Source organism: Micromonospora sp. NPDC049089 (genome assembly GCF_040648775.1).
Lineage (GTDB): Bacteria > Actinomycetota > Actinomycetes > Mycobacteriales > Micromonosporaceae > Micromonospora.
The window spans coordinates 1-25,490 of sequence record NZ_JBEZEH010000045.1 but is presented as its reverse complement, the minus strand read 5'-3'; the positions used below and the strand labels follow the sequence as shown (position 1 = coordinate 25,490).

Below are 25,490 nucleotides of genomic sequence, written 5' to 3'. Positions count from 1 at the left end.
CATTCCCTTTGCGGCGAATCCCATGGATGATTTTCCTGTCTCATTGATCAGGTGGCGGACGGGCCCATCCATGGCAAGGTGTTGACCCTGCCCCGGGCGGCGGGCGCGGACCTAGTCACGCAGGGAGTCAACGTGGCCCATCCCGACCTGCAGGCCGAGGACGTGGACCAGCACGCCGAAAGCCCTGCGATACCCCGGCAACGGGTGGTCTCCGCCGGGCGGTCCCGAGCGGGCGTCGCCGACACAGCAGTCGCCTGGCGTCCGCTGCGGATCGCGATGATCGGTCAGAAGGGGATACCGGCGACCTACGGCGGGATCGAACGGCACGTGGAGGAGATGGCCAGCCGGCTCGCCAGCTACGGCCACGAGGTCACCGTCTACTGCCGCCGGAGCTACGGCGAGACGCCCGCAGACGGCTACCGGGGCGTACGGCTGCGCCAGACCCACACGATAGCGAGCAAGCACCTCGACGCCATCGTGCACGCGGCGACCTCGACCATGGCGGCGATGGCCGCGCGGCCCGACATCGTGCACTACCACGGGCTCGGGCCGGCCCTGGTCGCCCCACTTCCGCGTGCCCTGTCCCGGGCGCGCGTGGTGTTGACGGTGCACGGGCTGGACAACCAGCGGGGCAAGTGGGGGCTCGCCGCGCGGGCCGTGCTGGGCAGCGCCCACTGGTTCAGCGGGTACGTCCCGCACCAGCGGGTAGCGGTCTCCCAGGGGCTCGCCGCCCACTACGGCGCCCGGTTCGGCCGCCCGACGACCTACATCCCGAACGGCGTGAACCCGGCCCGACCGGCGCGTACCCGTCAGATCCAGGACCGGTTCGGGCTGACCCCCGGCGGCTACCTGCTGCTGGTCGGTCGGCTGGTGCCGGAAAAGGCGGCCGACCTGCTGATCCGGGCCTTCCGCCGGACCGAGACCCCGATGCGCCTGGCGATCGTCGGCGGGTCGTCGTTCACCGACGACTTCGTGGACCGGCTGCGCCGGGAAGCCGGGGCGGACGACCGGATCGTCTTCACCGGGTTCGCCTACGACGACCTGCTCGCCGAGCTGTACGCCGGAGCTGCCGGCTTCGTTCAACCGTCCCGGTTGGAGGGACTGCCGTTGACGTTGCTGGAGGCGGCCGCGTACGGGCTGCCGGTGGTCGCCAGCGACATCGCGCCGCACGTCGAGGTGCTCAAGGCCGACACCGCCGGCGGGCGGTTGTTCCGCGACGGCGACGAGGACGACCTGGTCCGGGTGTTGACGTCGCTGCTCACCAACCTGCCGGCTGAACGGGCCGGCGCGGTGGCGCTGGGCGAGCAGATCACCAGCAGGTACAGCTGGGATACTGCCGCCCGCGAGTTGGAGCAGCTCTATCTAAGGCTGGCCCCGGAGCCGGGCCGGCGGGCCAGGGCACGACCCACGGGGACCGTCGACTGACCGGGCGGTGTCAGCCGGGGCAGTGTCGGATCAGCCCCCCGGGGGACGGGGCAGTCGGTGCAACGGCCCCTTCTGCCGTCGAGGTGACAGGACTAGATTGAACCGATCTTGTGCCGGGAGGACATCGGTTGGCCGCGCCCGGCAGCGGCCGAGCAGCGTCGATTCAGTTCAGTGGGATCAGTGGAACAACACACTCAGCAGGTCACTCCGCTCATGACCAGGCGGCTCGACCCGACCCGCCTGCTCACCGGCGCGGCGGCGCTGGCCGCCGCGGTCGTGGCGGTGGTCGCGGGTGTCTCCATGGCGGCCGGTGACCGCAGGGGGATGGTGCTGCCGCTCGCGGCGGTCGTGGGGATCGCGGTGGCCGTCCTCGCGCTGACCCGGTTCGCCGGGTACGTGCTGCTGATGCTCGCGGTGCGCTCCTGCGTCGACCTGTTCAAGCTGACCGGCCCGAGCGCCGGCCAGGCCGAATCCGGCGGGACGGCCCGGGCGGTGGACCCCTCCACCCTGCTCGCCGTGCTGTTCCTCCTCGCCGCCGGGCTCTGGCTGGCCGCGCAGCTCAGCCGGCACGGGCGGCTACGCGGCTCCCCGCTCAGCTGGGCCATGCTGCTCGTCGGTGCCAGCAGCCTGGTCAGCGCCCTCGGTGCCAGCCGGCCGGCGAACAGCCTGTTGGAGGCGCTGCGGATCCTCACCGTGGTGGTGATGTTCGTGGTGCTGGAACAGCTCATGCCGGACACCGCGGCGATCCGTCGGGTCCTGCTCGCCTGCTACGCCTCGCTGGTGCTGGCGCTGGGCTACACAGTCGTGCTGTCGCTGCTCGGCAACCCGCCGGCCGAGGTGAAGGGCGACTTCACTCGCATCAGCGGCACGTTCAGCCAGTCGACCACGTTCGGCCGCTACCTGATGTTCATGGTGATCTTCGGGTTCGCGGTGTACCGCTTCCTCGATCGTCGCCTGCGGGCGTCCCTCGGGGTGCTGCTCGCGCTCTCGCTGCTGTTCCTGCTGCTCACCAACACCCGCAGCGCCCTGCTCGGTGCGGCGATCGGCCTGGTGGTGGTCGCCGCGCTGCATCGCAGCAAGCGGATGCTGGTCACCCTCTGCGTGGTGGCGGTCGCCGGGGTGGCACTGGTGCCCGCCGTCGGCGAACGCTTCGCCCAACTCGGCACGTCCCGCGCTGTCGGCGGAGACCCGACCGGAAACACCCTGGCCTGGCGGATCGGCTACTGGACCGAGATCGTCACACTCGCCGACCGGAACCCGGTGACCGGCATCGGGCCGAACATGACCCAGCGGGAGACCGACGAGGCGAAGAAGCCGCACAACGACTTCCTGCGGGCGTACGTGGAGACCGGGCTGCTCGGTCTCGGGGCGTACCTGCTGATGCTGTTCGCCCTTGTGCACACCGCCCGGACCGCGCTGCGGCGCGCGCCTCCGGGCAGCTTCGAGCGCGGCGTCGCGGTCGGGTTCACCGGCTGCGCCGCCGCGTTCGTGGCGGTCAGCGCCGCCTCCAACGTCATTTCCAACGTGGTCACTCTCTGGTACTTCGTCGCGTTCGCCGCGGCGGCCAGCGTGATCGCCCGCCAACCGGCTCCGAACCTGACCGGCGAGCAGCCACGAGGCACGTCCGTCCCGGTTTGACTGAACGACAGCATTGGGGAAAAAGTGGAGATCGTCGACTACCTGCGGGTCGCCCGGCGGCGCCTCTGGGTACTCGTGGGGGTGCCGGTGCTCGCCACCGGCGCCGCGGCCGCCATCGTCCTGGCAGCGCCACAGCAGTTCAGCGGGACCGCGTACGTGGCGGCGCCGGCCCTGGTGGGCGGCGTGGCCGGGACGCAGTACACCGGTACGCAGGCGGCGAACCAGTTCGTCGCGGCGTTCGGCGCGGCGGTCACCTCGCCCCGCGTCCTCGCCGACGTGGCCGCCGACACCGGGGTGCCGCCGGAGCGGTTGCGCGACGGGCTCGCCATCACCCAGGTCGGCGCGAGCAGCCAGTTGGAGGTGACCTACACCGCCGGCGACCGGGCGACTGTCGCGCCGGTGCTGACCGCGACCACCACCCGGGCGCTGGCCTTCCTCTTCTCCTCCCAGGTCGGCATCGCCACCGGTGAGGTCGAGGCGGCCAACGCCGACGTCACCGCGGCGACCAAGGCGATCGGTGAGTGGGAGAAGACGAACAAGGTCTCCCAGCCGGACCGGATCTACCAGGCCACGTTGGGCGAGCTGACCAGCCTGCGCCAGCAGCAGCTCTCCATGCAGGCGGTCGGCAACGGTAGAGGTGTCGACGCGGCGACCGCCGCGATCACCGCCGCCCAGAAGAAGCTCGACGAGCTGGGGCCGAAGCTCCCCGACTACCAGGCCCTGATCGCCCAGCGGGACGCGGCGACCAATGCCCTGTCCCAGGCGCGGGAGGGGTTGCAGGCGGCGCGGGCGCAGGCCCAGGCCGCCGATCCCAAGCAGGTGACCAGCATCGGCGAGGCGCACGAGGTGAGCCGGATGACCGAGCTGGTGCGCACCGCCCTGCCGGTGGGCGGTGCGGGTCTGCTGCTCGGGGTGCTGCTGGTGGGCGTACTCGAACTGCTCTCCCGGGGTCGTGCCGCCGCCCGGCCGGTGGCTCCGGCGGCGGCGACCACAGCGGCCCCCTCGGCGCCGGCGGAGACCGTGACCGCGGCACGGTCGTGACCGTCGGAGAACGGCCCGGCGGGTGCGCGAGGTGACCGGCCGGTCGTCGGCCGCGCCGGAGACCGGCGACCAGCAGGTACGCGGCATGGCCCGCGGCGGTGTGCTGAACCTGGGCAGCGCCGTGCTCAGCCAGGTGGCGCTCTTCCTGGTCATGTTGTTGCTGGCCCGGGTGCTGGGTGTACGCGAACTCGGCCGGTACGCCCAGGTCTACGCCGTGCTGTCGCTGCTGGGGCTGCTCTCGCTCTCCGGCTTCCGGGCCGGGTTGACCCGGTTCGTGGCGGTGCACCTCGCCGACGACGAGCCGGCCGCCCTGCGGGGCGCGATCCGGCTCGGGATCGGCATCTCGGCCGTGGCGTCCACAGTGATCGCCCTCGGTCTGGTGGTCGGCGCGCCGTGGCTCGCCGACGCCCTGCACGACTCGCAGCTCACCACCGGGCTGCGGTTGGCGGCGCTCTGCCTGCCCGCCGCCACCGTCTGCGAGGCCGCCCTCGCGGCCACCCGGGGGTGGCGCACGCAACGGGCGTATGCGCTCATCGGCCAGGTCTACGAGCCGGCCGCCCGGCTGGTGCTCACCGCTCTGGCGCTCGCCCTCGGGGCCGGCCTGACCGGCGCGTTCTGGGCGCTGGTGGCGGCGAGCTGGAGCGCGGCCGGGCTCGCCCTCGTGGCGCTCGCCCGGATGGTGCGTCGGGTGCCCGCCGCCCGGCCCGCGTACCGGCCGGGTGAGCTGTTCCGGTTCTCCACCGTCAGCTGGGTCTCCTCGCTGTCGTCCACCGGGCTGATCTGGGTGGACGCGCTGCTGCTCGGCTTCTTCGACTACGGTCCCGACGCGATCGGCGTCTACCACGTGGCGACCCGGCTGGTCACTATCGCGGTGTTCGTGCTGGCACCGGTGAACGCCTCGTTCGGTCCGCACCTGGCGCACCTCTACCACCAGGGTCGACTGGACGAGGTACGCCGGATCTACCGGGTCGCCACCGGTTGGGTGCTCCGGCTGTCGCTGCCGGCCTTCGTGGCGTTGCTGGTCTTTCCGGAGCACTTGCTGCGCGTGGTCGGCGGGCCGGGTCTGGCCGGCGGTGCGGCGGTGACAGTCGTGCTGGCGCTCGGCCAACTGGTGAACGCCGCCACCGGGCCCTGCGGGACGCTGCTGAACATGTCCGGCCGGGTCTCGGTCAACATGGTGGACAACCTCGCGGCCCTGCTGCTCAACGTCGTGCTCAACCTCTGGCTCATCCCGGCGTACGGCATTCTCGGCGCGGCGGTGGCCTGGGCGGTGTCGTTGGCAGCTGTGAACGTCGCACGGGTCTGGCAGGTGCGCGCGCAGGTGCACACCGTGCCGGTGACGGCGGGCATGGTCAAGGGCCTGGTCGCCGCGCTGGTCGCGATGGGTGCCGGGTTCGGTGTGCGGTGGCTGCTCGGGGGCGGGACCGTGCAGCTCGTGGTCGGCCTGGCCGCGATCGTGGCGGTGTACCTCGCCGTGGTGCTCGCCCTCGGGCTCAGTCGGGAGGACGTCATGGTGTTGCGCTCGGTGACCCGCCGAAATGGTCGACGCGCCCCCGCCGACCCCACCGACAGTGCCGGTGTGGGTGCCGCCCGCCCCGTGGTCCGCTCGTGACCGGCGTCGTGCGGCGTCAGGTCACCGACCGGCTGCGTCGGGGGGTACGCGCGGCGCGGGCGTGGGGGCGCGCGGCGAAGCCGGGAGAGCCCGGTCCGTTGCCCGATTTCCTGGTGATCGGTGGCCAGCGCTGCGGCACCACGTCGCTGTACCACCACCTTGCCGCGCATCCGCTGGTCCGGGTGGCCAGCGGCAAGGAGTTGCAGTACTTCAGCATCCACCACGGTCGGGGCGCGCTGTGGTACCGGGGGCACTTCCCTCGTCTCGCCCCGGGCGAGCGCACGTTCGAGGCGAGCCCCTACTACCTGTTCCATCCGAGCGTGCCGGCCCGGGTCGCGGCGACTCTGCCGCAGGCGCGCTTCGTCGTCCTGCTGCGCGATCCGGTGCAGCGCGCCTACTCGCACTACCTGCACACCCGCTCCTACGGCGTCGAGCCGCTGTCCTTCGCCGACGCCCTCGACGCGGAGGAGGAGCGGCTGGCCCGGGCAACGCGCGGTGGCCCGGACAGCGCCGCCGCGCACCGGGCATTGCGTAACTATTCGTATGCCGCCCGGGGGCGCTACGCCGAGCAGTTGGACCGCTGGTTCGCGCATGTCCCGCGGGAGCGGATCCACGTCGCCCGAACCGAGGACCTGCACGCCGACCCGGCCGGCACGTACGCCGACATGCTGCGCTTCCTCGGCCTGCCGGCCTTCACCCCCGAGGCGTTCACCCGGCACACCCGTCGCGTCGACCCGGGAGTCTCCGAGCTCACGCCGGAGCTGCGAGAGCGCCTGGGGGAGCACTTCGCGCCGCACAACGTGCGCCTGGCCGCGCTGTTGGGCTGGCCCGACCCCTGGCCCGGCTAGGGCGCGGCGGTCTCCGTCCTAGCGGACGGCGGCGAGGATCCGGTCCACCGGCTGGTCGGCGCGGAGCAGGACGGGGACGTCGGTCACTGTGGTGCCGCCGCCGGCCGCGCCCAGCGGGGAACCCACCGCCCCGGTCCGTCCGCCCGGTGTCGCCGGCACGGTCACCGGCGCGTTCGACGCCGACCAGAGCACCAGCGTGCTCGACCCGCCCCGGACGAACGCGACCCCGTGCAGCCTGCCGGCCACCGGGGTGGGCAGCGGGGTGACTGTGGCGTCCCGCGCCGCGTCGGCCAGGGCGGCCAGCATCCGGCCGGCGTCCCGTTCGGCCCCGTCCGGGTCGAGCAGGCCGTAGCGGACCTCGCTACCGGCGGCGTTGTTCGGGTTGTACGCCAACGGCAGCCAGCTGATCTCACCGATCCCGCCGGCGACCAGCAGGGTGACCGTCTTGACCATCTCCGCCGCCCGGCTGGCCGGGTCGCCGTCGCCGTCGCGCCAGAACTGCCCGACCTCCCACGCCTGGATCGGCGTGCCCGGTGGTGTGGTGGCGCGCAGGTAGTCCAGCAGCGGGGCCACCCCGCTGAAGTGCTCGTAGAAGTGCACCTGGCGGACGTCGACGGTGCGGTCGGTCAGCAGCGACTCGGTCACCGCCAGGAAGCGCAGGCTGCGGCTGTTGGTCTCGGTGCCCAGCGCCCGGCGTAGTTGCGCCTCCCCGTTCACCGCCGGGATCTGCTGCCCCCGGGTGCCGACCCGACGTTGGAAGTACGCCTGGTAGGCGGCGACGGCCTCGGGCATCCGGCCGGCGCGCACCAGCCGGTCGGCGACACCCATGCCGTACGCGACGCTGCTGATGCCGGAGTCGACCACCAGCGCCTTCGGGTCGGTCGCGCGGATCGTCTCGGCGGCGGCCCGGACCAGCCGCGCGTACTCCTCGGGGCTGCCGGCCCAGTAGCTCGGCGCGTTGACCTCGTTCTCGATGGCGTACTCCCGCACCCCGTACGGGCCGTAGCGCTGCACCACCGAGCGGACGAACCGCTGGTACGCGCCGAGGTCGGTGGGCATCGCCGACTCGGTCTTGTTCGCCGCGCCCCGGGTGTAGCGGGCCTTGCCACCGGTCGCCCAGCACACGCCGGTGCGGATCTTCAGGTGCAGCGTGACGCCCAGGTCCCGGCTGCGCGAGGCGATCTCGTCCAGCCCAGCCCAGTCGACCTGCCCCGAGGTCCGTTCGATCTCGCACCAGGAGATTTCCTCGTACGTCGCCGAACCGGCGAGCCGGCGCAGGTACGGCTCGAACTGCTGGTACCGCGACCAGTCCCAGTGCGCGCCGAACGGGTTGCTCACCGGGTCGCCGACGCGCGCCGGCGGGGCGGCTCCGGGTGTCACCTTCGCGGAGGGGGTGGCGGCCGGTGGCGGATCGTCGTCGCCGGCGGTGCAGCCGGCGGTGAGCAGGAGCGTGACGGCGACGGCGGTCGCGGCCGCGCGCAGCCGGCCGGGGCGGGTCACCGGTAGCCCAGCGCGCGCAGGGTCGGACCGGAGAAGACCCAGACCAGCAGGCGCAGGAACGGGTCGAGTTCGCGGCGGTAGCTGCCCACCCGGGAGCCGTAGATGGGTGCGGCGTCGCCCACCGCCGCCCGTCGGCGCTCCGCCTCGGTGGTGTATTTCTGCGCCACGTCGTGCTGCTTGCTGTCGTAGTCGAGGATGCCGTCCTCCCAGGGCTCGCCGAGGAATTCGAAGAGGCCGCGCATCGTCTTCTCCGGCTCGCTGACCGCCTCCTCGTACCGCAGCTCGTAGTAGCGGTCCGCCGGCAGGGTGGCGCCGACGGCCCGCGCGGTGCGGATGTAGCGCGGCCACTTCACCACGCACTTCACAGCGGACCAGTAGCCGAACCGTTTGCGGTGCGAGACCACCACGTCGCGTCCGTCTCGAATCAGGTGCACGATCTGGGCGTCCGGGAAGACCTCGGTGACGAAGTCGAGCGACATGGCGTACAGCGGGGTCTTGTCGGCCCACCGGGCCTTGCCCCGCGTGGCGGCGTAGTCGGCGTGCACGCCGCCGAAGAAGTCCCGGATCCGGCGCAACCAGTCCTCGCGCGGAAAGCCGAAGCGGGCCAGTCGCTCCCAGTCCCGGCCGACGATCCGTCGCAGGTCCGGCAGGAACCGGGTCTCCGGGCCGCAACTGATCCGCGAGTGCGAGTCCAGGACGAGACGCACCATCGTGGTGCCCGACCGCTGGCAGCCGACCAGGAAGATCGGTGCGGTACGGGTTCCGGTCTCAGCCACTGTCGACCGCCTTCGTCGTCTCGGATCGGGCGTCGGCCGCGGCGCGATCGAGCCGGTCGGTCAGCTCGTCGCAAAGGGCCCGGACGCGCCTGTCGATCGGTAGCCGTCGGTGGTTCGTCGGGCCGTGCGACGCGCGTGGGGCGATGTGCGCGTGCAGCCGGGGATGGTAGGGGAAGTCGAGGAAGGCGCAGAGCCGCCGGAGCTGCGCGGCGGGCTCCGCGACCAGGCTGTCGTAGCGGCAGAGCAGCACGTCGGCCCGCTGGTCCAGGCCGAGCTGGAAGAACAGCGAGTTGCGGACGTACCAGAACAGCGCGGCGCCGCTGTGGGGATCCATCCGCTGCGGGTCGTGGGCCCGGATCAGCTCGACGGTGTCGGCGTCGAGGCGTTGCCCCTGCCACCGGCGGCCGATGCTGCCGTCGGCGATCGCCCGCAGGGCCCGCAGGTTGGCGTCACCGAACTTGGCGACCTCGGAGCGGGCCCGGTCGTCGACGTCGCGGTAGACCCAGAGCGCCCGCCCGGGGGTCAGCCCCGGCAGGGCCAGCAACTCGTCCACGCGGTGGCTCTCACAGAGCGGCTTGACCAGGACGTACGCGTGCCGGCTGCGCTGGAGGGCGGCGGTCAGCACCGGGTCGGGGCGCAGTTGGAAGCGGTGGAAGAGGGTGCCGTCGTTCTCGTTACGGACCTCGACCTCTCCGGCGGCGTCCAGGCCCCGGACCAGCATGTTCGTGCCGGAGCGTTGCAGACCGACCAGGTAGACCGGCATCGCCGAGCCGGGCGTCCGGCCGGCCCGCCGCCGCCAGCGTCGCTTCGCCAGTGCGGTGCCGATCCGGTCGACCGGGTTGAGGCGGTCCTCCTCGATCAGCCGTCCGATCCCCTCGGTACGAGCCCAGCGCAGGTGCCGCCGGACCCGGCGCGCGGTGTACGCGAGCGCGGAGACCTCGTCGTCGGCTGCCACGGTCCTCCTCGTCGGACACCGGCCCCGGCCCTGCACCAGAGCGGGTGTGACCGGCGGCAGCCAGGTTATCTGGAGATCATGGCGGGAGGCCAGGCCGCGGACCGCACGGGCAGACGAAGATCACCCGTTCAGCCACATGCCAAACGTGAGCTGGACTCGCCGACCTGCCCTGCATACCGTGAGCCCTGGCCGGGGCGGGCAGACCCCGGTCATCACCCCCGGGCCCGGATCGCCCGATCGATGTGAGCAGGGCGAGTCGATGCGCGTGCTGCACGTGAACAAGTTCCTCTACCGCCGTGGCGGTGCGGAGGGGTATCTGCTCGATCTCGCCGACCTGCAACGGGTCGCCGGCGACACGGTCGCCTACTTCGGCATGAGCCACCCGGAGAACGAGTCGCCGCTGCCGTACGCCGCGCGGTTCCCGTCCGAAGTGGAGCTGGAGCCGGCGCCGAGCGGGGTGCGGCCCCGCGCGGTGGCCGTCGGCCGGATGCTGTGGTCACCGACGAGCCGCCGCGGGCTGGCCCGGGTGATCGACGACTTTCGGCCGGACGTGCTGCACCTGCACAACATCTACCACCAGCTCTCCCCGTCGGTGCTCGCCGCCGCCCGCGCCGCCGGTGTGCCGTGCGTGCTGACCATGCACGACTACAAGCTCGCCTGCCCGAGCTACCAGCTGCTGGACCGGGGCCGTCCCTGCCAGGCGTGCGTCACCGGTGGCCCGTTGCAGGCGGCCCGTCGCCGCTGCAAGGACGGATCGCTGTCGCGCAGTGGCCTGCTCGCCGTCGAGTCCTGGTTGCACCGGCAGTTCGACGCGTACGACCCGGTGCAGCTCTTCGTGAGCCCGAGCGGGTTCCTGGCCGACGTGATGCGCCGAGCGGGCGTCTACCCGGACCGGCTGCGGGTGGTCAACCACTTCGTCGACCTGACCGGCGTCGTGGCCAAGCAGACGCCCGGCGGCGGTGTCGTCTTCGCCGGGCGGCTGGCGCCCGAGAAAGGGGTCGACGTGCTGATCGAGGCGGCCGCCGCGCTGCCGGACGGGGTCATCGTGGACATCGCCGGTGACGGCCCGGCCCGGCCGGAGTTGGAGGCGCTCGCCGCGCGGCGGGTGCCCGGCCGGGTCCGGTTCCACGGCCGTCTCGACAAGCCGCGCCTGCACGAGCTGATCCGGTCGGCGGCAGTGGTCGCCGTTCCGTCCCGATGGCACGAGAACCAACCCATGGCGGTGCTGGAGGCGTTCGCCTGCGGTGTTCCGGTGGTCGCCACCGACCTGGGCGGGCTTCCCGAGCTGGTCGAGCCCGAGGTGGACGGCCGCATTGTCGCGGCCGACGCGCCGACGGCCCTCGGCGACGCGCTCAACGACCTCCTGGCCGACCCGGACCGGGCGTACCGGATGGGCCGGGCGGGCCGGGCGAAGATCGCCGCCCAGTTCGCCCCGGACCAGCACCTGGACCGGATCCGTGGGCTGTACGCGGAGGCCGCCGAGGCGCTGCCGTCGCGCCGGGCCGCCGCTGGCGGGGGAGCGGCCCGGTGAGCCCGGTACGGGTGCTCTACCTCGCCGGCAGCGGTCGCAGTGGCAGCACGCTGGTGACCACGGTCCTGGGACAGTTGCCGGGCTTCTTCGCGGCCGGCGAGCTGCGGTACCTGTGGCGGCGCGGCATCCTGGAGAACCGACAGTGCGGCTGTGGCGCCCCGGTCGCCGACTGCCCGCTCTGGGCCCGGGTGCGCGCCGACCTGACCGACGCCGACCCGGCCGGGATCGCCGCCCGGTTGGCCCAGCGGCTGCGGCTGCGCGGACTGCCCGCACTGCTGCGCCGCCAGCGTCGGGGGCAGCCGCCGGTCGCGGGCCACCCCGACGACACGCACCTGGCCCGGCTCTACGCCTCGATCGCCGAGCACGCCCTGGCCGGCCGGTCGGACGGTGTCATCGTCGACTCCTCCAAGCTGCCGCCGTATGGGGCCCTGCTCGGCGGCCTGCCCGGCATCGACCTGTACGTCCTGCACGTGGTGCGCGACCCGCGCGCCACCGCGTACTCGTGGCGTCGCCGACGCCCGCTGGACGGGCGTGCCGACGACCAGCTGATGAGCCGCCCACCGGTCGGCAAGGCCGCGCTGCTCTGGCTGGCCTGGAACACCGCGACCGTACGGCTGTGGGGCGACCGTCGCCGTGCGCCGGGCCGCTACCTGCGGGTGCGGTACGAGGACTTCGTGGCCGACCCGGCCGGTGTCACCGCCCGGATCGCCGGCTTCGTCGGCGCGATCCCCGACGAGCTTCCGTTTCCGACGCCCGCCACGGTACGGCTCACGCCTACCCACTCGGTGGCCGGCAACCCGTCGCGGCACCGCACCGGACTGGTCGACGTGGTCGCCGACAGCGAGTGGCTGACCGGGCTGCCCACCCGCGCGTACGCGGTGGTCACCGGGCTGACCGCCGTGGCGCTGACCCGCTTCGGCTACCCGTTGCGCCGCCCGGCGGCCACCTCTCCTGCCGCCCGCTTCGCCGCGGACCCGGCCGTCTCCCCGTCACCCGCCACCCGGCAGAAAGGCTGAACGATGCTCTCACTGGTGGTGGGCACCGGTCGCTGTGGTTCGACACTGGTCCAGGAGTTGCTCTCCCGGCATCCAGCGGTCGGCTTCGTCTCCGGTCTGGACGACAAACTGGCCCGGCTCAACCCGAAGGGCAGGTTCAACGGCCCGCTCTACCGGCGTTCGGCGCCGCGCCCGGCGGGGATGACCTCGCTGCGGCACAGTCGACGGTTGCTGGAGCGGGGCCGGCTCCGGGTCGCGCCGTCGGAGGCGTACCACCTGCTCGACCGGCAGGTCCTGGCCGGCTTCTCCCGACCGTGTCGGGACCTGGTCGCCGAGGACCTGACCCCGTTCGTGGCCCGGCGGCTGCGGGCCTTCTTCGACGAGCGGATCGCGCGGCAGGGCTGTCAGCAGTTGGTGCAGCACGTCACCGGGTGGCCGCGGACCGGCCTGCTGCACGCCGCGTACCCGGAGCTGCGGGTGGTCAACGTGGTGCGCGACGGCCGGGCGGTGGCCAACTCGTGGCTCCAGATGGGCTGGTGGGACGGCTGGCGCGGGCCGGACAACTGGATCTACGGTCCGCTCCCGTCCGACCTTCGGGAGGAGTGGGCTGAATCCGGTCGCTCCTTTCAGGTACTCGCCGCGCTGGGCTGGAAGATGCTGATGGACGCCTTCGCGCAGGCCCGGCTGCGTCACCCGGCCGACCAGTGGCTGGACGTGCGCTACGAGGACCTGGTCGAGCAACCGCGCGAGCAGGTGGGCCGAATGCTCGACTTCCTCGGTCTGGGCTGGTCGACGGCCTTCGAGAAGGGCTTCTCCCGGTACGACTTCACAGTGGGCCGGGCGGAGGCGTACCGGGACGAACTCAGCCCGGCGCAGCTCGCCGCGATCGAGCGGGTGCTGGAGAAGTCCCTAGCTGAGTGGGGCTACCCGGTCTACGGAACGCTGCAGGAGTAGAGGACAGCCGTCAGCATGCCGACCGTTCCGGTGACCGGTGTCGACGTCCAGCCGCCAGGACCGTTCGCGACCAGGTTGAAGGTGCCGGTTCCGATGCCCAGCAACCCGCCGGGGACGGTGACCGAGGTGGCGCTGGCGCCGAGAGTCCCGCCGCCGGTGAAGCCGCCCGACAACGACCAGGTGAAGCCGCTGCGCGTCAGGCCGCCGACCGGCAGAGTCCAGGTGAAGGTCGGCGGGGTGAGCACGCCGGCCGTGCACTGCAGGTTGGTCGGTGGATTGACCGTGCCGGCCTGCAGCGAACCGCGACCGTACTCGGCGCCGGTCCAGGCGGCCAACGTCGACTGCGGCGGTGCCAGCACGACGGCGGTGCCGGCGAGCAGCAGGGCGGCGGCACCCGCGAGCCAGCGCCGTCGGACGTGGCCGGCTCGCTCCCGGGCCGGCAGAGACCGCACGCGCAGGCGCCTCACAGCCGACCCACCCTGACCCGGCGCGCCGCGCGCACGAGCAGCAGGCCGGTGACGAGCGCACCGCCACCGGCCAGCAGAGGTGTCCACAGGTTGGTCCCGGTGCGCGGAAGCGGGCCGACAGTGCCGCCCGCCGATGCGCTGTCGCCGAATCCGGTCGCCGTGACGATCAGGTCTGCCGACCCCGAGGCCACCGCGTTGGCGAGCAGACTCGCCGTGACGAGCACCCAACGCTGCTGATCGGCGCGCATCGAGCTGATGGTGACCGGGTGCGCGGCCAGCCTGGTGGCGGGACCGTCGGCGAGGACCTGCTCACCCTGGCCGGTGGGGCAGGCACCCTCCACCCAGCGGATGGCACAGACGGCCACCATCACCTGGAGTCCGTCCGGACGGACGGCGAGAGGACCCAGCGCGGACAGCGAGATGGTCACCTCGCCGGGCTGCTCCGCGTGCGCCGAGACGCCCACCTGCCAGGGCACGGGCTGCTCCGGCGCCAGGTTCGTCATGCGATCGTCGTCGCCGATGGAGACCAGCGTGAGGTATCTGCTCCGAATGACCTCCTCGGTGGTGTCCGCGCGGGCCTGGCCAGGCGTCGCGAGTACCGCGGCGGCCACGCCCGGCAGCACCGCCAGCACGACCAGCATGCGTCCCACTGTCGAGTCGCCACGCGGTCCCGTGCCGCTCGGCTGGGTGCCGGGCTCCGGCGCTGCCCCGGCATCGTCGGGCACCGCCGAATCCGGTCGCCGACGGCGCCACGCGCGCTGTCGTCGGGTCCCCGGCTCGCCCCCGCGCGGCCAGAACGCCCAGGTGACGATCACCGCGGCGCCGATCGTGATGAGACTCGTGGCGTAGACGTTCGACACGGCTCGCACCGCGTACCCGAGCCTGGGCACCGACCACTGCACGAGCCGCACGTGGCTCACCGCGTACGGCGCGGCGTCGTTCGACTGGTTCGCGTCCCCCCGAAGGGTGAGCAGGCGGGTGGCCCCACCGCCGTTGGCGATGTCGACCACCCGGTGGGTGATCGGTGGCAGCGGCGTGCGGTCGACGGTGACGACGTCTCCCACGTGGACCTCGGACGCGGGGATCTCCCGCACCACGGCCAGTGACCCGGCCGGGATGGTCGGGCTCATCGACCCGGTCTTGAACAGGATGAGCGAGATGTCGAAGAAGAACGCCAGCGGGACGAGGACGACGCAGGCCGTCCCACCGACGGCGAGCACTGTCAGCATCAGGTCGCCGACCCGGGCGAGGGTGCCGTGCCGTCGACGTTCGCGTCCCACCATCTGCAGATCCTTCACGTAGACGTGGCAGTGAATTCCCAGGTGACGACCCCGGTCGTGCCCTGGTACGTGTTGCTGGCGCCGGACTGGACCCGGACCTCGAAGCAGAACCTCAGCTGCGGCGTCGCGCCGGCCGGCACGGTGATGGGGGACGACACCGGTGAGCCGGGCACCGCGGTGATGGCGGAGTAGCCGGGCCCGACGATCCAGGTGGGTGAACCGGAGAAGGCGGCGGCGGCACACGTGGTGCTGGTCGTGGGGGTCCGCACCGCCCGGTACTCGAGCGCGGGCAGCAGGGCTCCGGAGTTGTTCGACGAACTCGTCAGCGCGACCGTGCCGCCGACATTCGTCGTCGAGGTCGTCCGGATGTCGAGGAAGGCGTAGAACGACACCGAGGGGGACATCGCCGTCGCGTTGAACGCCAGCGTCGCGGCGTTCGCGACCGGGGTGTGGCTGGCCCAACTGCTGGAGGCGGTCTGCGATTCGGTGCCGAAGACGCTGGCGCCGAACGACCCGGTGCCGTACTCGCTGTCGGTCCACGCGGCGAGCGTGGACGTCGTTCCCAGGCCGAGAACGAGGGCGCCAGCGAGTACGGCACGGGTCCGGCGAAGCCGTGGTGTTCCGGCCGGCGTCCGACGGTTGACCACGGCCATCATCTAGACGGACTCGGCCAACAGTTGCCAGGTTTCCGTGACCGAGGTGCCCTGCACCAGGGTGCCCCCCGCGGTGACGACGAAGCAGAGGTTCACCGGAGCGCCGGGCGTCGTGGGGGGAGTGCCCTGCGTCAGGTTGAACGGCACCGCGCCGGCCACCGAGTTGAGCGGGGTGCCCTGCGCCACGATCCAGGTCGGGGTGGTGGGTGTCGCGCTGCAGTCGGCGAAGGCCGGGACGGTCGCGATGCCGTAGGTGAGGCCGACGAACCCGGCCGGGGCGGGGGTCGCCGACGCCACGGTGACTGTCGCGTCGTACGTCGTGGCCGCGGTCAGTCGGACGGCGAACGGCGCCGCGACCACGTCACCGGGGCTGATGTCGTCGAAGCCCGTGCTGAAGGTCAACGCGGCCGCGGTGCCGGCGGTGGGGTGCTCGGCGTAGGTGGTGCCGTTGGTGCTGCCCTCCATGCTGAAGCTGCCCGCCGTGAACGTGCCCGTGGCGTACTCCGAGTCGTTCCAGGCGGCAAGGGTGATCGTCGCACCGAGGCCGAGGACGATCCCTCCGGCCAGGATGGCCTTCAGCTTGCGAGAGCGGCCTCGACCGTTCGGTTTGTCCACTGCCGTCCCTGTCGGTTCAGTCAATTTGTCCTCCTCGGTGCAACGCGGTTGGTTGTCGTGGGCCGGTGCCAGCGGCACAAGGATCACGATAAGCACACAAACAAGGGCAAAACGCCCAGAGCGCTTAAGTTGCCACCGGAGGGTGCAGACGGGCAGGGAGCGCACCGATCGGCACTATCGACGGACGTCACGGGGCAGTTAATCTTTGGCCCCACCCCATCGATGTGAGGAGATGCGATGGCGCGCCGTACCGGCCGACCCTCCTACCAGCTGGACAAGGCCGATGTGCGGCACCGCCGCACAGTGCGCTTCGTGGCCGTCGCGGGCGTGATCGCACTGGTCACCGCGTTGCTCGGCGGGTTGATCGGCTACCAGGTGGGCCGTCCGGACGCGACCGAGGCGACCATCGCGAGCATCAAGCAGGACGAGGCGAAGCGGGACGCTCAGCAGATCGTGGAGCTGATCGAGACGGCCCGGCGCGTCCGCGATCAGGTCGCCCCGGTGCTGGCCGCCATCAAGACGGAGACGACGGCCGGACGTGCGCCGGACCCGGCGCAGGCGCGCCAGTGGCAGGGGGTCATGCGCCAGGCGGCGGAGCCGTTCGCCGAGCCGCCGTCGGGGACCACCGCCACCAACGTGGCGCGCGGAGGCCTGCGCGGAGCGGTCGAGCAGGCGTCGCTGGCCGTCGACGCCTACGGGCTGGCGGCCGGCGTTCCAGCGGCGCAACGGGCGGCCCTGCTGGACGTCACCGCGCGGCAGGCGGCCGAAGCCGCGACGATCTGGTCGGTCGCGGCGACCCAGCTCGATCAGATCAGCGTCGATTCCGGCCAGGGCCACCAGCATGTGTTCCTGGACACAGACCCCCACGAAGGGGCCCTCACCCCGGACGGAGCGGCCGAGGGAACCGGTGGCTGAGGCCCTTTGCGGGGCAAGTGTCGGGTTTGTCGACGGAGAGCGCCCCGCCCGGTCCCCCGAGCGGTCACGGCGTGATCTGGGGGCGACGCGCCGGATCGGGTACGGTCGCTAATCGCAAAGTCTATGAACCAGATTGGCTTTCTGTGAATTGGAAGCCGAATCGGAGGGGCACAGCCGTGAGGTTCCCAAGCGTCGTCCGTCAGGCCGGCCTCGTCGTGGCCGTCACCGCCCTCGCGCTGACCGCGGGTTGCGCGAAGAAGGACGACAGCGAGGTCCAGGCGAGCGGGGTCAAGCTGGTCAGGGCCGGCAAACTGACCGTCTGCACCCACCTGCCCTACCCGCCGTTCCAGTCCAAGGACGCCAGCGGCAAGGTGACCGGCTTCGACGTCGAGATCATGGACCTGGTCGCCAAGGAACTCGGCGTCGAGCAGACGATCGTCGACACCCCGTTCGAGGGGATCAAATCCGGTCAGGACCTCAACACCGGCAAGTGCGACGCGGCTGCCGCCGGCATGACCATCACCGAGGAGCGGAAGAAGGTCATCGACTTCTCCGACCCGTACTTCGACGCCACCCAGGCGATGCTGGTGAAGACCGGCAAGACGTACAAGTCCCTCGACGACCTCAAGGGCAAGAAGCTCGGCGTCCAGGCGGCCACCACGGGTCGTGACTACGCCAAGAAGCTCGAGGCGGAGAAGGGCCTGAAGCTCGTCGAGTTCGAGGACCTTGCCGCCCTCCAGCAGGCCGTCGCCAACGGCCAGGTCGAGGCCGCCATCAACGACCTGCCGGTCTGGACCGAGTACCTGAAGAAGAACCCGGGTGGGTTCGAGGTGGCCGCCGAGTTCGACACCGGCGAGCAGTACGGCTTCCCCGTGAAGAAGGACGCCAACCCGGAGTTGCTCAAGAAGATCAACGAGGTGCTGGCCAAGGCCAGGCAGGACGGCACGTACAACACGATCTACGAGAAGTGGATCGGCAAGCAGCCGAGCGCCTGAGCCGCAGAGCGGCCGAGCGCGTGAGCGCCACGCAGTACCGGAGGGGGGGGGGGCGGGCCGCCCCCCCCCCGCGGGGGGGGGGTTGGTTAGTGGCAGGTGGTGGTGCCGGTGTCGGTGTAGGTCTGGCCGGCTACCGGTACGAACTGCCAGTCGTAGCTGTTGGAGTGGAGGGTGAACTTCAATAGCCCCCACGCCGAGCTGTTACGCGCCTCGCTGTTGGGCTGGATGGTGCCGAAGCCGTAGTGGCCGGCGCCGCCCATCCCGGCGACGAAGCTGCGCAGACCCCGGCTTGAGTCGGCGCCACCGGCCGGGTTCATCGGGGCGAACCGCTCGTACACGTGGTTGTGCCCCCAGACCACGACGTCGGCGTTGTAGTCGTAGAGAGCCTGGTACAGCGGGCGCGTCGACGTCGACGGCGCGTGGTTGGAGCTGGACGTGAACAGCGGGTGGTGCCAGTACGCGATAGTGCACGGCTTGCTGCTGGCGGCCAGGTCCGCGCGCAGCCACTGCTCCTGCGTCGAGCCGGCCGACATGCTGATGTTCGAGTTCAGCGACACGACGTGCCAGTTGCCCAGGTCGAACGAGTAGTACCCGCGACCGCTCGGGCCGGCCGACGTACCGAAGTAGTTGTAGTAACCGCTCGCGCCCGACGTGTTGTAGTCGTGGTTGCCCGGCGACGGGCGGGTGCGGGACTTGTGCCGACCCCAGGTGGGCTCGTAGTAGCTGTTGAACTGCGACGCCGTTCCGCTGTCGTAGACGTTGTCGCCGGTGGTGAAGACCGTTCCCGGGATGCTGTCGAGCAGCGTCGCGGTGGCGCTGTCGCCGGAGCCCGAGTCGGCGATGTCGCCGGCGCCGACGAAGACCGGGTCGCCCGACGGGGGCGGCGTGGTGCTGCCGGTGGTGACCACCAGTTGCGGAGCGTCAGCGCCGCTCTCGCGGGTGTCGTAGTAGGCGCCGTCACCGCTGGTCGAGGTGGCACCGAAGCTGTACGTGCCGTTGCCGGTGACAGCGGCAGTGACGTCGACCTCGTACCAGGTGTTGCCGCTGACCGCGCCGATCGTGCCGAGCGTGGCCCCGTCGATGGCCGGCTGGTTGTTCCAGGTGGTGCCGGTCTCCGACCAGGTCGTGTTGGACATCCGGCGGAACGTGCCACCGGCGTCGCTGCCGCTGCTGCCGCTGATCGTGCGCAGTCGCAGCTTGGCGCCGGTCACCGTGCCGCTGACACCGCTCACCGTGAAGCGCAGGAACGAGCGCCGCACGGGCGAGTTGTCGACCACGACCTGCGTGGACGTGCCGTAGTTGGTGGCCGCCGTGTCGCTCTGGACGTAGGTGTCGGCGACGGGCGTGAAGGTCACGCTCGCCGCCGACGCCGCGCCGGCGCCGGTCACGACGACGGCGGCGGTCGCGGCGACGATCACCGTGACCACCCCCAGCGTCACCGACGGACGGGGGAATCGAATGTCCATCCAGGACTCCTTACCTCGTGGGAAGAGCGCAAGGAATGTAGGAAGGTCGATGAGCCGGCGGGCGACGGGCGGATGAACAGTGCGTCCCGACAGGCGAACACCTCGCTGTTGGGAGCCTGTTCAACAGTCCCTCGCCCGGATGCCACCCGCGGTGCGTTGTGCCTCCTCCACTGAGTACGGACGATGGCTGCCCGTCGATCAGAGGAGATGCTCGTGTACCTGTCGACCGTCTCCCGACCGGTCGCCGATGAGCCAGGATCGGGGCCTCACCGCCGTCGGTTCACGATGGTCAGCGGCAATGTCGTCGCGCTCGGCACGGTCAGTCTGATCACCGACGTGTCGGCCGAGATGGTGGCCGCGGTCCTGCCGCTCTATCTGGTGCTGGGCCTGCACCTCAGCCCGGTGGCCTTCGGCGTGCTGGACGGCGTCCACACGGGCGCCACAGCGCTGCTGCGGGTCGTCGGTGGTTTCGCCGCCGACCGGTTCCGGCGGCGCAAGTTGATCGCCGGCATCGGGTACGCGCTCTCGGCGGTCGCGAAGCTCGGTCTGCTGCTCGCTGGTCGGTCGATCCCGGCGATCGGCGCGGTCATCGCCGTCGACCGGATCGGCAAGGGGGTGCGAAGCGCGCCGCGTGACGCGTTGATCATGCTCTCCACGCCTCCGGAGGCGCTGGGTCGGGCGTTCGGGGTGCACCGGGCGATGGACAGCGTCGGCGCGTTCCTCGGGCCACTCGCCGCGTTCGCGGTCCTGCTGGTCGTCGGGCAGTCGTACGACGCGGTGTTCGTCACCAGCTTCTGCATCGCAGCCCTGGCCGTGGTGGTGCTCGTGCTCTTCGTCAGGGAGCAGCCGTCCGGCGAGGGGGTGGACGGCGGGGCGGCGGACGAGACCAACGAGGCGAAGGTCTCCGTCCGCGAGGCGTTCGGGCTGCTGCGCGCAGGACCGGCCCGGCGGCTGGTGCTGGCCGCCGCGATGCTCGGGCTGGCCACCATCGGCGACGGCTTCGTGTACCTGCTGCTGCAACGCCGAATGGACCTCGGCCTGCGCTGGTTTCCGCTGCTCGCGGTGGGAACCAGCCTGGCGTACCTGCTGCTCGCCGCTCCGCTCGGCGTACTCGCCGACCGGATCGGTCGCCTGCCCGTGGTGATCGGCGGCTACACCGCCCTCGGCGCGACGTACCTGCTGCTGGCCGGCCCGGTCGACGGTTGGCCGCTGATCGCCCTCGCGCTGACCCTGTACGGCGCCTTCTACGCGGCCACCGACGGGATCCTCATCGCGCTCGCCGGTCCGGTGCTGCCGGCGCGTCTGCGGACCACCGGAATCGCGTTGGTGCAGACCGGGCAGGCCCTCGCGTACCTCGTCTCCTCCGTGCTGTTCGGTCTGGCCTGGCAGGCGTGGGGGCCGGAGAGCGCGATCCGCGCGGCGGCCGTGGCCGTCGCCGGCGTCCTGGTCGGCACGCTGCTTCTGCTGGCCTCCCCGTCCCGACTCACCACCCGGAAGGTGCCCCGATGACCGCGATGTCGACCCGAGCGAAGCTCGGTGTGGTGGTCGCCTCGGCCGTGCTGTTGGGCGCGGTGGCGGCCGGCTACGCCGCCAGGGCCGGGCAGGCTCCCCGGACGCCGCCACCCGCCGGCGCCGAGCAGGCGGTCACCTTGACGTCCGGGCCGCGCCTGCTGGCGATCACCGGCCGGCACGTCTCCACAGTAGCCGCGACCGACCCCGCCGGGCCGCGCATGATCGCCGGCCTGGAATGCCTCCGGGTGTACGCGGCCGCCGGCACCGGGGTCTGCCTGAAGCCGGAGACCGCGTGGTCGTACCAGGTCGTCGTCCTCGACGCGACGCTGCGCCAGAGGAGGGCGGTCAGTGTGCCGGGGCTGCCGAACCGGGCCCGGGTCTCGGCGTCCGGCCGAATGGTCTCCTGGACGACGTTCGTCGGTGGTGACTCGTACACCTCCAGTGGCTTCTCCACCCGCACCGGGATCCTCGACGCCCGCACCGACACCACTGTGGCCTCGCTCGAAGAGTTCGCGATCACCCGGGACGGCAGGGGCTACCGCAACGCGGACGTCAACTACTGGGGCGTCACCTTCGCCGCCGACGACAACCGCTTCTACGCGACGATGGCGACCGGGGGCAGGAGATACCTCGTCCGGGGTGACCTCGCGGCTCGTACCGTCGAGACGCTGAAGGAGAACGTCGAATGCCCGTCGCTGTCACCGGACGGCACCCGGCTCGCGTTCAAGGAGGCGGTCGACGCCGACCCGGCGAAGGGCTGGCGGCTGTCGGTCCTGGACCTGTCGAGCATGCGGGTCACCGCGACCGCCGAGGTCCGCAGCGTCGATGACCAGGCCGCGTGGCTGGACAACGGCAAGCTGGCCTACACGCTGCGCCGCGACGACGGCCAGCCCGACGTCTGGGGCGTTGCGGCGGACGGGTCCGGCACGCCGACGCTTGTCATCCCCGGCGCGGAGTCGCCGTCCCCGCTCACCTGACGGTCCGGTCCGCGGCCCCGGCGGTCCGGAAACCTGTAGGAAACCTTCGATGAGCGCGTTGACTTCGACGTTTTACTACACAACAATCGTCATCAATATTTACGTTTATCCTTCGAACCTTGCAGTCGCCGCTGCTCAGGCCCGCCGGCACTGCACCCATCAGCGGCCACGGGCTCTGCATCAAGCCGGCCCGAGCCCCAATCGGAGGTGAGGGCACGATGAAACACGGTCGACGAGTGGCCGGCGGCGTCGCCGCGGCCCTGATGACGGTCACGAGCCTGATCGGGGCCGCGCCCAGTGCCGCCGCCGCAGCCGTGACCCCCACGCTCACCAGTGCGGTGACCGCCAAACTGCTCGGCACCGCCGAGCTGTCCGCCGCCGATGCCCAACCAGAGACCCGAATCACCGTCAGCCGCACCAGCGGCCGGTGGGCCTTCGGCACCGCCGTCGCGCTCGCGTCCCGACAGAAGGACGCCCACCCGACCGGGTCGATCTTCATCGCCCGGTCCGAGCCCGCCGGGTGGCGCATCGCCTTCGACGGCGAGGCAACCTTCGGTGCGCTGGCCGCGGAATCGCCCCTGATGACAAGCCAGGAGAAGAGCGTGCTCACCACAACCCCCACCCCGATGTACGCGGGCGGGGACTACCGGACCGGAATGGCCCTGCCGTTTGGTGTGGGCCAGACGTGGACGCTCACCAGCGGCCCGCACGGCTGGGGTGGAACCGAGTCGCCGTACAGCTCCGTCGACCTGGCCGGTGGCGACCAGGTGGTCCGCGCCGCCCGCGCCGGGGCGGCGTACACGATGTGTCAGGGATGGATCCGGGTCATTCACGACCGGGGCTACTCGACCGACTACTACCACCTGTGGAACAGCATCTCCGTCAACGGCGCCAGCGTCGGCCAGGGCGCCGTCCTGGGCAACACCGGCACCGACGTCACCTGCGGCGGAGCCGCCTACGGTCGGCACGTCCACTTCGGGCTCCGGCAGAACAGCGCGTACGTGCCGATCGCCGGCCACGACATCGGGAAGTGGGTACTCGCCAACGGCGCCGCCGCGTACCAGGGCGGGGCGCGGCACGGGTCGGCCTGGGCCGGCGCCGGCGGCGGCCTGTACAACTACGGCGCGCTCGGCTTCAACCAGGGGGTCGTCGACGCGAACGGCGGCGGGGTGCTCACCCGACGTGCCGGGCCGGGGACCGGCTACGGCTCGCTGGGCTCGGTGGCCGACGGCGCAACGGTCACCATCTCCTGCTCCGCCAACGGCACCTCCCACACCGGCCGGTACGGCACCACGGCGCTCTGGAACAGGTTGAGCGACGGCAGTTGGGTGTCCGACGCCTACCTGTCGACCGGTGTGAACGGCCCGATCAACGGCTGGTGCTGACGAGGTCCATCCCTGCGGGTTGGCGGCTCACCGGCCGCCAACCCGCAGTCATCGCAAGGAGGGCTCATGTCCGTTCGTACCTTCCACCGGGGCCGGCTCCTGCTCGCCCTGACCACCGCCCTGACCGGAGTCGTCGCGGTCGCGTCACCGGCTGTCGCCGACCCCGGTGGAACGCCAGCGCCGGCCGCCCCGCTCGCCGTCGCATTCGACACCGCCGCGGCGCGGTACGACGTGCCACGCGACCTGCTGGTGGCACTGGGGTACGCCGAGTCGCGGCTCGACATGCACGCCCGCACACCAAGCGCGGCGGGCGGCCACGGGCTGATGCACCTGGCGAGCGTCTCCGGCGTGCGCACCCTGGACGAGGCTGCCGCGCTCACCCGGCTCAGCCCGACCGCGCTGCGGACCGAACCCGCGGCGAACGTGCTCGGGGCGGCAGCCGTGCTGCGCTCGTACGCCGATCAGGCCGGCCTCACCACCGCGGCGCGCGACGACGTGAACGGTTGGTACGGAGCGGTAGCCCGGTACGGCGGCGCCAGCGAGGCGTCGGTCGCGCGGCTCTACGCCGACACCATCTACGACCTGCTGCGGACCGGGTTCACCGAGCGCGGCGAGGCGGTGGCTGGGCGACCGGTCGCGCCCCGGCGGGGTGGCCTGGAGCGGGCCGCCGTGCTCGGCGGGATCGGCACCTTGAGCACCGACTACGGGCCGGCCGCGTGGGCGCCGGCCAGCACGAGCAACTACACGGCGGCCAGTCGACCGGGCAGTCACCCGGTCACCCGCATCGTCATCCACCTGACGCAGGGCTCGTATGCCGGCGCCGTCAGCTGGTTCCAGAACCCGGCCGCCCAGGCCAGCGCGCACTACACCTTCCGCTCCTCCGACGGGGCCGTCACCCAGTCGGTGCGGGAGAAGGACATCGCCTGGCACGCCGGCAACTGGACCTACAACACCGAGTCGATCGGCATCGAGCACGAGGGGTTCGTCGACAACCGCGCCTGGTTCACCGACGCCATGTACCGAGCCTCGGCCGCGCTCACCCGCAGCCTCACCACGAAGTACGGCATTCCCCGGGACAGGGCGCACATCATCGCCCACAGTGAGGTGCCCGGTGCCACCCACACCGACCCGGGCCCGAATTGGAACTGGACCTACTACATGCAGCTGGTGAATGGCATCACCGGCATCGGCTCCGGCACGGTGACCACCGAGGCGTCCAGCCTCAACGTGCGCTCCGGCCCCGGCGCCAGCTATCCGGTCGTCGGCTCGGTCGCCGACGGCGCCACCGTCGCCGTCTACTGCCAGGCCGTCGGCAGCACTGTCACCGGCCCGTACGGCACGACTGCCGTCTGGAACCGGATCGGCACCAACCGCTACGTCTCCGACGCCTTCGTACTGACCGGCTACGACGGGTACATCCCGAACGTGCCGCGCTGCTGAGGGCGCGGTACGACCACGAACGCTCAGGCGGCCGCCGACGAGCCGAAGAGCAGGTCCAGCTGGGCGTCCAGCGCGCCCAGCGCCTGTTCGGCGGTGTACTGCCCGCCCAGCAGGTAGACACCGAGCCCCTCCATCAGCGCCAGCAGGCCGGCCGCGGCGGCGACGCCGTGCCGGTCGGGCAGGACGCTGGCGATGAACCCGGTGAACTGCGCGGTGTCCTCGTGCAGGCTGGGCGCAGCCGACGGTCGCACCGCCGTGTAGGCGAGGAACGCGAGCGCCACCCGCCCGTTGTCGCGGGTGCCTTCGTCGAGCGGCAGCAGCGCGGCGAGCATCGTCCGCAGCAGCAGTCGAGGTGACGGGGTCTCGCCCAGCCGTGCCACCGCCTCGGTGACCCGGCTCTGGCTGCGCTCCCGCACCACACTCAACGCGAAGGCCATCATCTCGTCCTTGGTCCGGAAGTAGTGCTGGACCATCCCCGCCGAGACCCCGGCCTCGGCGGCCACGTGCCGA

General features: G+C 71.8%; 23 protein-coding genes. 14 read left to right on the top strand and 9 right to left on the bottom strand.

The genetic code is table 11. From position 1 onward, the window contains the following. Positions 1 to 132: 132 nt before the first annotated feature. From AB0B48_RS10835 to AB0B48_RS10815, 5 genes are all read left to right on the top strand, one after another. Entirely contained in the window at positions 133 to 1,425 is a 1,293-nt protein-coding gene (locus tag AB0B48_RS10835; protein WP_357199020.1) for a glycosyltransferase family 4 protein, read from the top strand. A 180-nt stretch (positions 1,426 to 1,605) separates the two neighbouring features. Beyond that, positions 1,606 to 3,063 (top strand): O-antigen ligase family protein, encoded by a 1,458-nt coding sequence (locus AB0B48_RS10830; RefSeq protein WP_357199018.1) that lies wholly within the window; start codon positions 1,606 to 1,608, stop codon positions 3,061 to 3,063. 24 nt (positions 3,064 to 3,087) lie between these two features. After that, on the top strand, positions 3,088 to 4,104 hold the full coding sequence (locus AB0B48_RS10825) for a Wzz/FepE/Etk N-terminal domain-containing protein (protein ID WP_357199014.1): 1,017 nt from the start codon (positions 3,088 to 3,090) through the stop codon (positions 4,102 to 4,104). 22 nt (positions 4,105 to 4,126) lie between these two features. Then, the gene (locus AB0B48_RS10820; protein ID WP_357199011.1) at positions 4,127 to 5,716 is read left to right on the top strand and encodes an oligosaccharide flippase family protein; all 1,590 of its coding nucleotides are present in this window, start codon (positions 4,127 to 4,129) and stop codon (positions 5,714 to 5,716) included. Next, the gene (locus tag AB0B48_RS10815) at positions 5,713 to 6,564 is read left to right on the top strand and encodes a sulfotransferase (RefSeq protein ID WP_357199008.1); all 852 of its coding nucleotides are present in this window, start codon (positions 5,713 to 5,715) and stop codon (positions 6,562 to 6,564) included. Before AB0B48_RS10820 ends, AB0B48_RS10815 begins: the two co-directional genes overlap by 4 nt. Before the next feature lie 18 nt (positions 6,565 to 6,582). Here the strand turns inward: AB0B48_RS10815 and AB0B48_RS10810 are convergent, their stop codons facing one another. From AB0B48_RS10810 to AB0B48_RS10800, 3 genes are read right to left on the bottom strand one after another with little or no spacing between them, the layout of a single operon-like run. Then, positions 6,583 to 8,064 carry a hypothetical protein gene (locus AB0B48_RS10810; protein ID WP_357199005.1) on the bottom strand — a complete coding sequence of 494 codons (1,482 nt, stop codon included), beginning with the start codon at positions 8,062 to 8,064 and terminating at the stop codon, positions 6,583 to 6,585. Next, positions 8,061 to 8,840, bottom strand: coding sequence for a sulfotransferase (locus AB0B48_RS10805; RefSeq protein WP_357199002.1), 780 nt, complete (start codon positions 8,838 to 8,840; stop codon positions 8,061 to 8,063). Before AB0B48_RS10805 ends, AB0B48_RS10810 begins: the two co-directional genes overlap by 4 nt. Then, positions 8,833 to 9,795: a hypothetical protein gene (locus AB0B48_RS10800; protein ID WP_357198999.1), complete on the bottom strand. Its 963-nt coding sequence runs from the start codon at positions 9,793 to 9,795 to the stop codon at positions 8,833 to 8,835. Before AB0B48_RS10800 ends, AB0B48_RS10805 begins: the two co-directional genes overlap by 8 nt. A 259-nt stretch (positions 9,796 to 10,054) precedes the next feature. Between AB0B48_RS10800 and AB0B48_RS10795 the strand changes: the two genes are divergently transcribed. The 3 genes from AB0B48_RS10795 to AB0B48_RS10785 are packed head-to-tail and all read left to right on the top strand — an operon-like array spanning position 10,055 to position 13,275. Further along, on the top strand, positions 10,055 to 11,326 hold the full coding sequence (locus AB0B48_RS10795; protein ID WP_357198996.1) for a glycosyltransferase family 4 protein: 1,272 nt from the start codon (positions 10,055 to 10,057) through the stop codon (positions 11,324 to 11,326). After that, a complete protein-coding gene (locus AB0B48_RS10790) occupies positions 11,323 to 12,342 on the top strand; it encodes a sulfotransferase (protein ID WP_357198993.1) in 1,020 nt (339 codons plus the stop codon). Before AB0B48_RS10795 ends, AB0B48_RS10790 begins: the two co-directional genes overlap by 4 nt. Before the next feature lie 3 nt (positions 12,343 to 12,345). Continuing rightward, positions 12,346 to 13,275 carry a sulfotransferase gene (locus AB0B48_RS10785; RefSeq protein ID WP_357198991.1) on the top strand — a complete coding sequence of 310 codons (930 nt, stop codon included), beginning with the start codon at positions 12,346 to 12,348 and terminating at the stop codon, positions 13,273 to 13,275. On the opposite strand, the gene AB0B48_RS10780 is transcribed toward AB0B48_RS10785, so the two are convergent. From AB0B48_RS10780 to AB0B48_RS10765, 4 genes are read right to left on the bottom strand one after another with little or no spacing between them, the layout of a single operon-like run. Continuing rightward, positions 13,254 to 13,727, bottom strand: a complete 474-nt coding sequence (locus tag AB0B48_RS10780) for a hypothetical protein (protein WP_357198988.1) — start codon at positions 13,725 to 13,727, stop codon at positions 13,254 to 13,256. The genes AB0B48_RS10785 and AB0B48_RS10780 overlap by 22 nt on opposite strands. Positions 13,728 to 13,738: 11 nt before the next feature. Next, positions 13,739 to 15,025, bottom strand: coding sequence for a signal peptidase I (locus AB0B48_RS10775; RefSeq protein ID WP_357198985.1), 1,287 nt, complete (start codon positions 15,023 to 15,025; stop codon positions 13,739 to 13,741). A gap of 11 nt (positions 15,026 to 15,036) precedes the next feature. After that, the gene (locus AB0B48_RS10770; RefSeq protein WP_357198983.1) at positions 15,037 to 15,669 is read right to left on the bottom strand and encodes a SipW-dependent-type signal peptide-containing protein; all 633 of its coding nucleotides are present in this window, start codon (positions 15,667 to 15,669) and stop codon (positions 15,037 to 15,039) included. A 9-nt stretch (positions 15,670 to 15,678) separates the two neighbouring features. After that, a complete protein-coding gene (locus tag AB0B48_RS10765) occupies positions 15,679 to 16,314 on the bottom strand; it encodes a SipW-dependent-type signal peptide-containing protein (protein WP_357198980.1) in 636 nt (211 codons plus the stop codon). A 213-nt stretch (positions 16,315 to 16,527) separates the two neighbouring features. Between AB0B48_RS10765 and AB0B48_RS10760 the strand changes: the two genes are divergently transcribed. Together AB0B48_RS10760 and AB0B48_RS10755 are read left to right on the top strand one after the other, a co-directional pair. Beyond that, entirely contained in the window at positions 16,528 to 17,205 is a 678-nt protein-coding gene (locus AB0B48_RS10760) for a hypothetical protein (RefSeq protein ID WP_357198977.1), read from the top strand. Positions 17,206 to 17,381: 176 nt separating this feature from the next. Then, entirely contained in the window at positions 17,382 to 18,200 is an 819-nt protein-coding gene (locus AB0B48_RS10755) for a basic amino acid ABC transporter substrate-binding protein (protein ID WP_357198975.1), read from the top strand. An 86-nt stretch (positions 18,201 to 18,286) separates the two neighbouring features. Here AB0B48_RS10755 and AB0B48_RS10750 read toward each other — a convergent pair whose 3' ends face one another. Continuing rightward, entirely contained in the window at positions 18,287 to 19,666 is a 1,380-nt protein-coding gene (locus AB0B48_RS10750) for a DNRLRE domain-containing protein (RefSeq protein WP_357198972.1), read from the bottom strand. Between the two features lie 213 nt (positions 19,667 to 19,879). Here AB0B48_RS10750 and AB0B48_RS10745 point away from each other — a divergent pair, with 213 nt between their 5' ends. The 4 genes from AB0B48_RS10745 to AB0B48_RS10730 all read left to right on the top strand — a co-directional run bounded on the left by AB0B48_RS10745 (position 19,880) and on the right by AB0B48_RS10730 (position 24,980). After that, complete coding sequence (locus AB0B48_RS10745) at positions 19,880 to 21,175, top strand: MFS transporter (RefSeq protein ID WP_357198969.1); 1,296 nt, start codon at positions 19,880 to 19,882, stop codon at positions 21,173 to 21,175. After that, a complete protein-coding gene (locus AB0B48_RS10740; RefSeq protein WP_357198966.1) occupies positions 21,172 to 22,155 on the top strand; it encodes a hypothetical protein in 984 nt (327 codons plus the stop codon). The genes AB0B48_RS10745 and AB0B48_RS10740 overlap by 4 nt, the downstream gene beginning before the upstream one ends. A 218-nt stretch (positions 22,156 to 22,373) precedes the next feature. After that, the gene (locus AB0B48_RS10735) at positions 22,374 to 23,540 is read left to right on the top strand and encodes a peptidoglycan DD-metalloendopeptidase family protein (protein WP_357198963.1); all 1,167 of its coding nucleotides are present in this window, start codon (positions 22,374 to 22,376) and stop codon (positions 23,538 to 23,540) included. Positions 23,541 to 23,606: 66 nt separating this feature from the next. Next, entirely contained in the window at positions 23,607 to 24,980 is a 1,374-nt protein-coding gene (locus AB0B48_RS10730; protein ID WP_357198960.1) for an N-acetylmuramoyl-L-alanine amidase, read from the top strand. 23 nt (positions 24,981 to 25,003) lie between these two features. Here the strand turns inward: AB0B48_RS10730 and AB0B48_RS10725 are convergent. After that, positions 25,004 to 25,490: TetR family transcriptional regulator C-terminal domain-containing protein (locus tag AB0B48_RS10725; RefSeq protein ID WP_357198958.1), on the bottom strand; the 487-nt coding region annotated here is incomplete at its 5' end.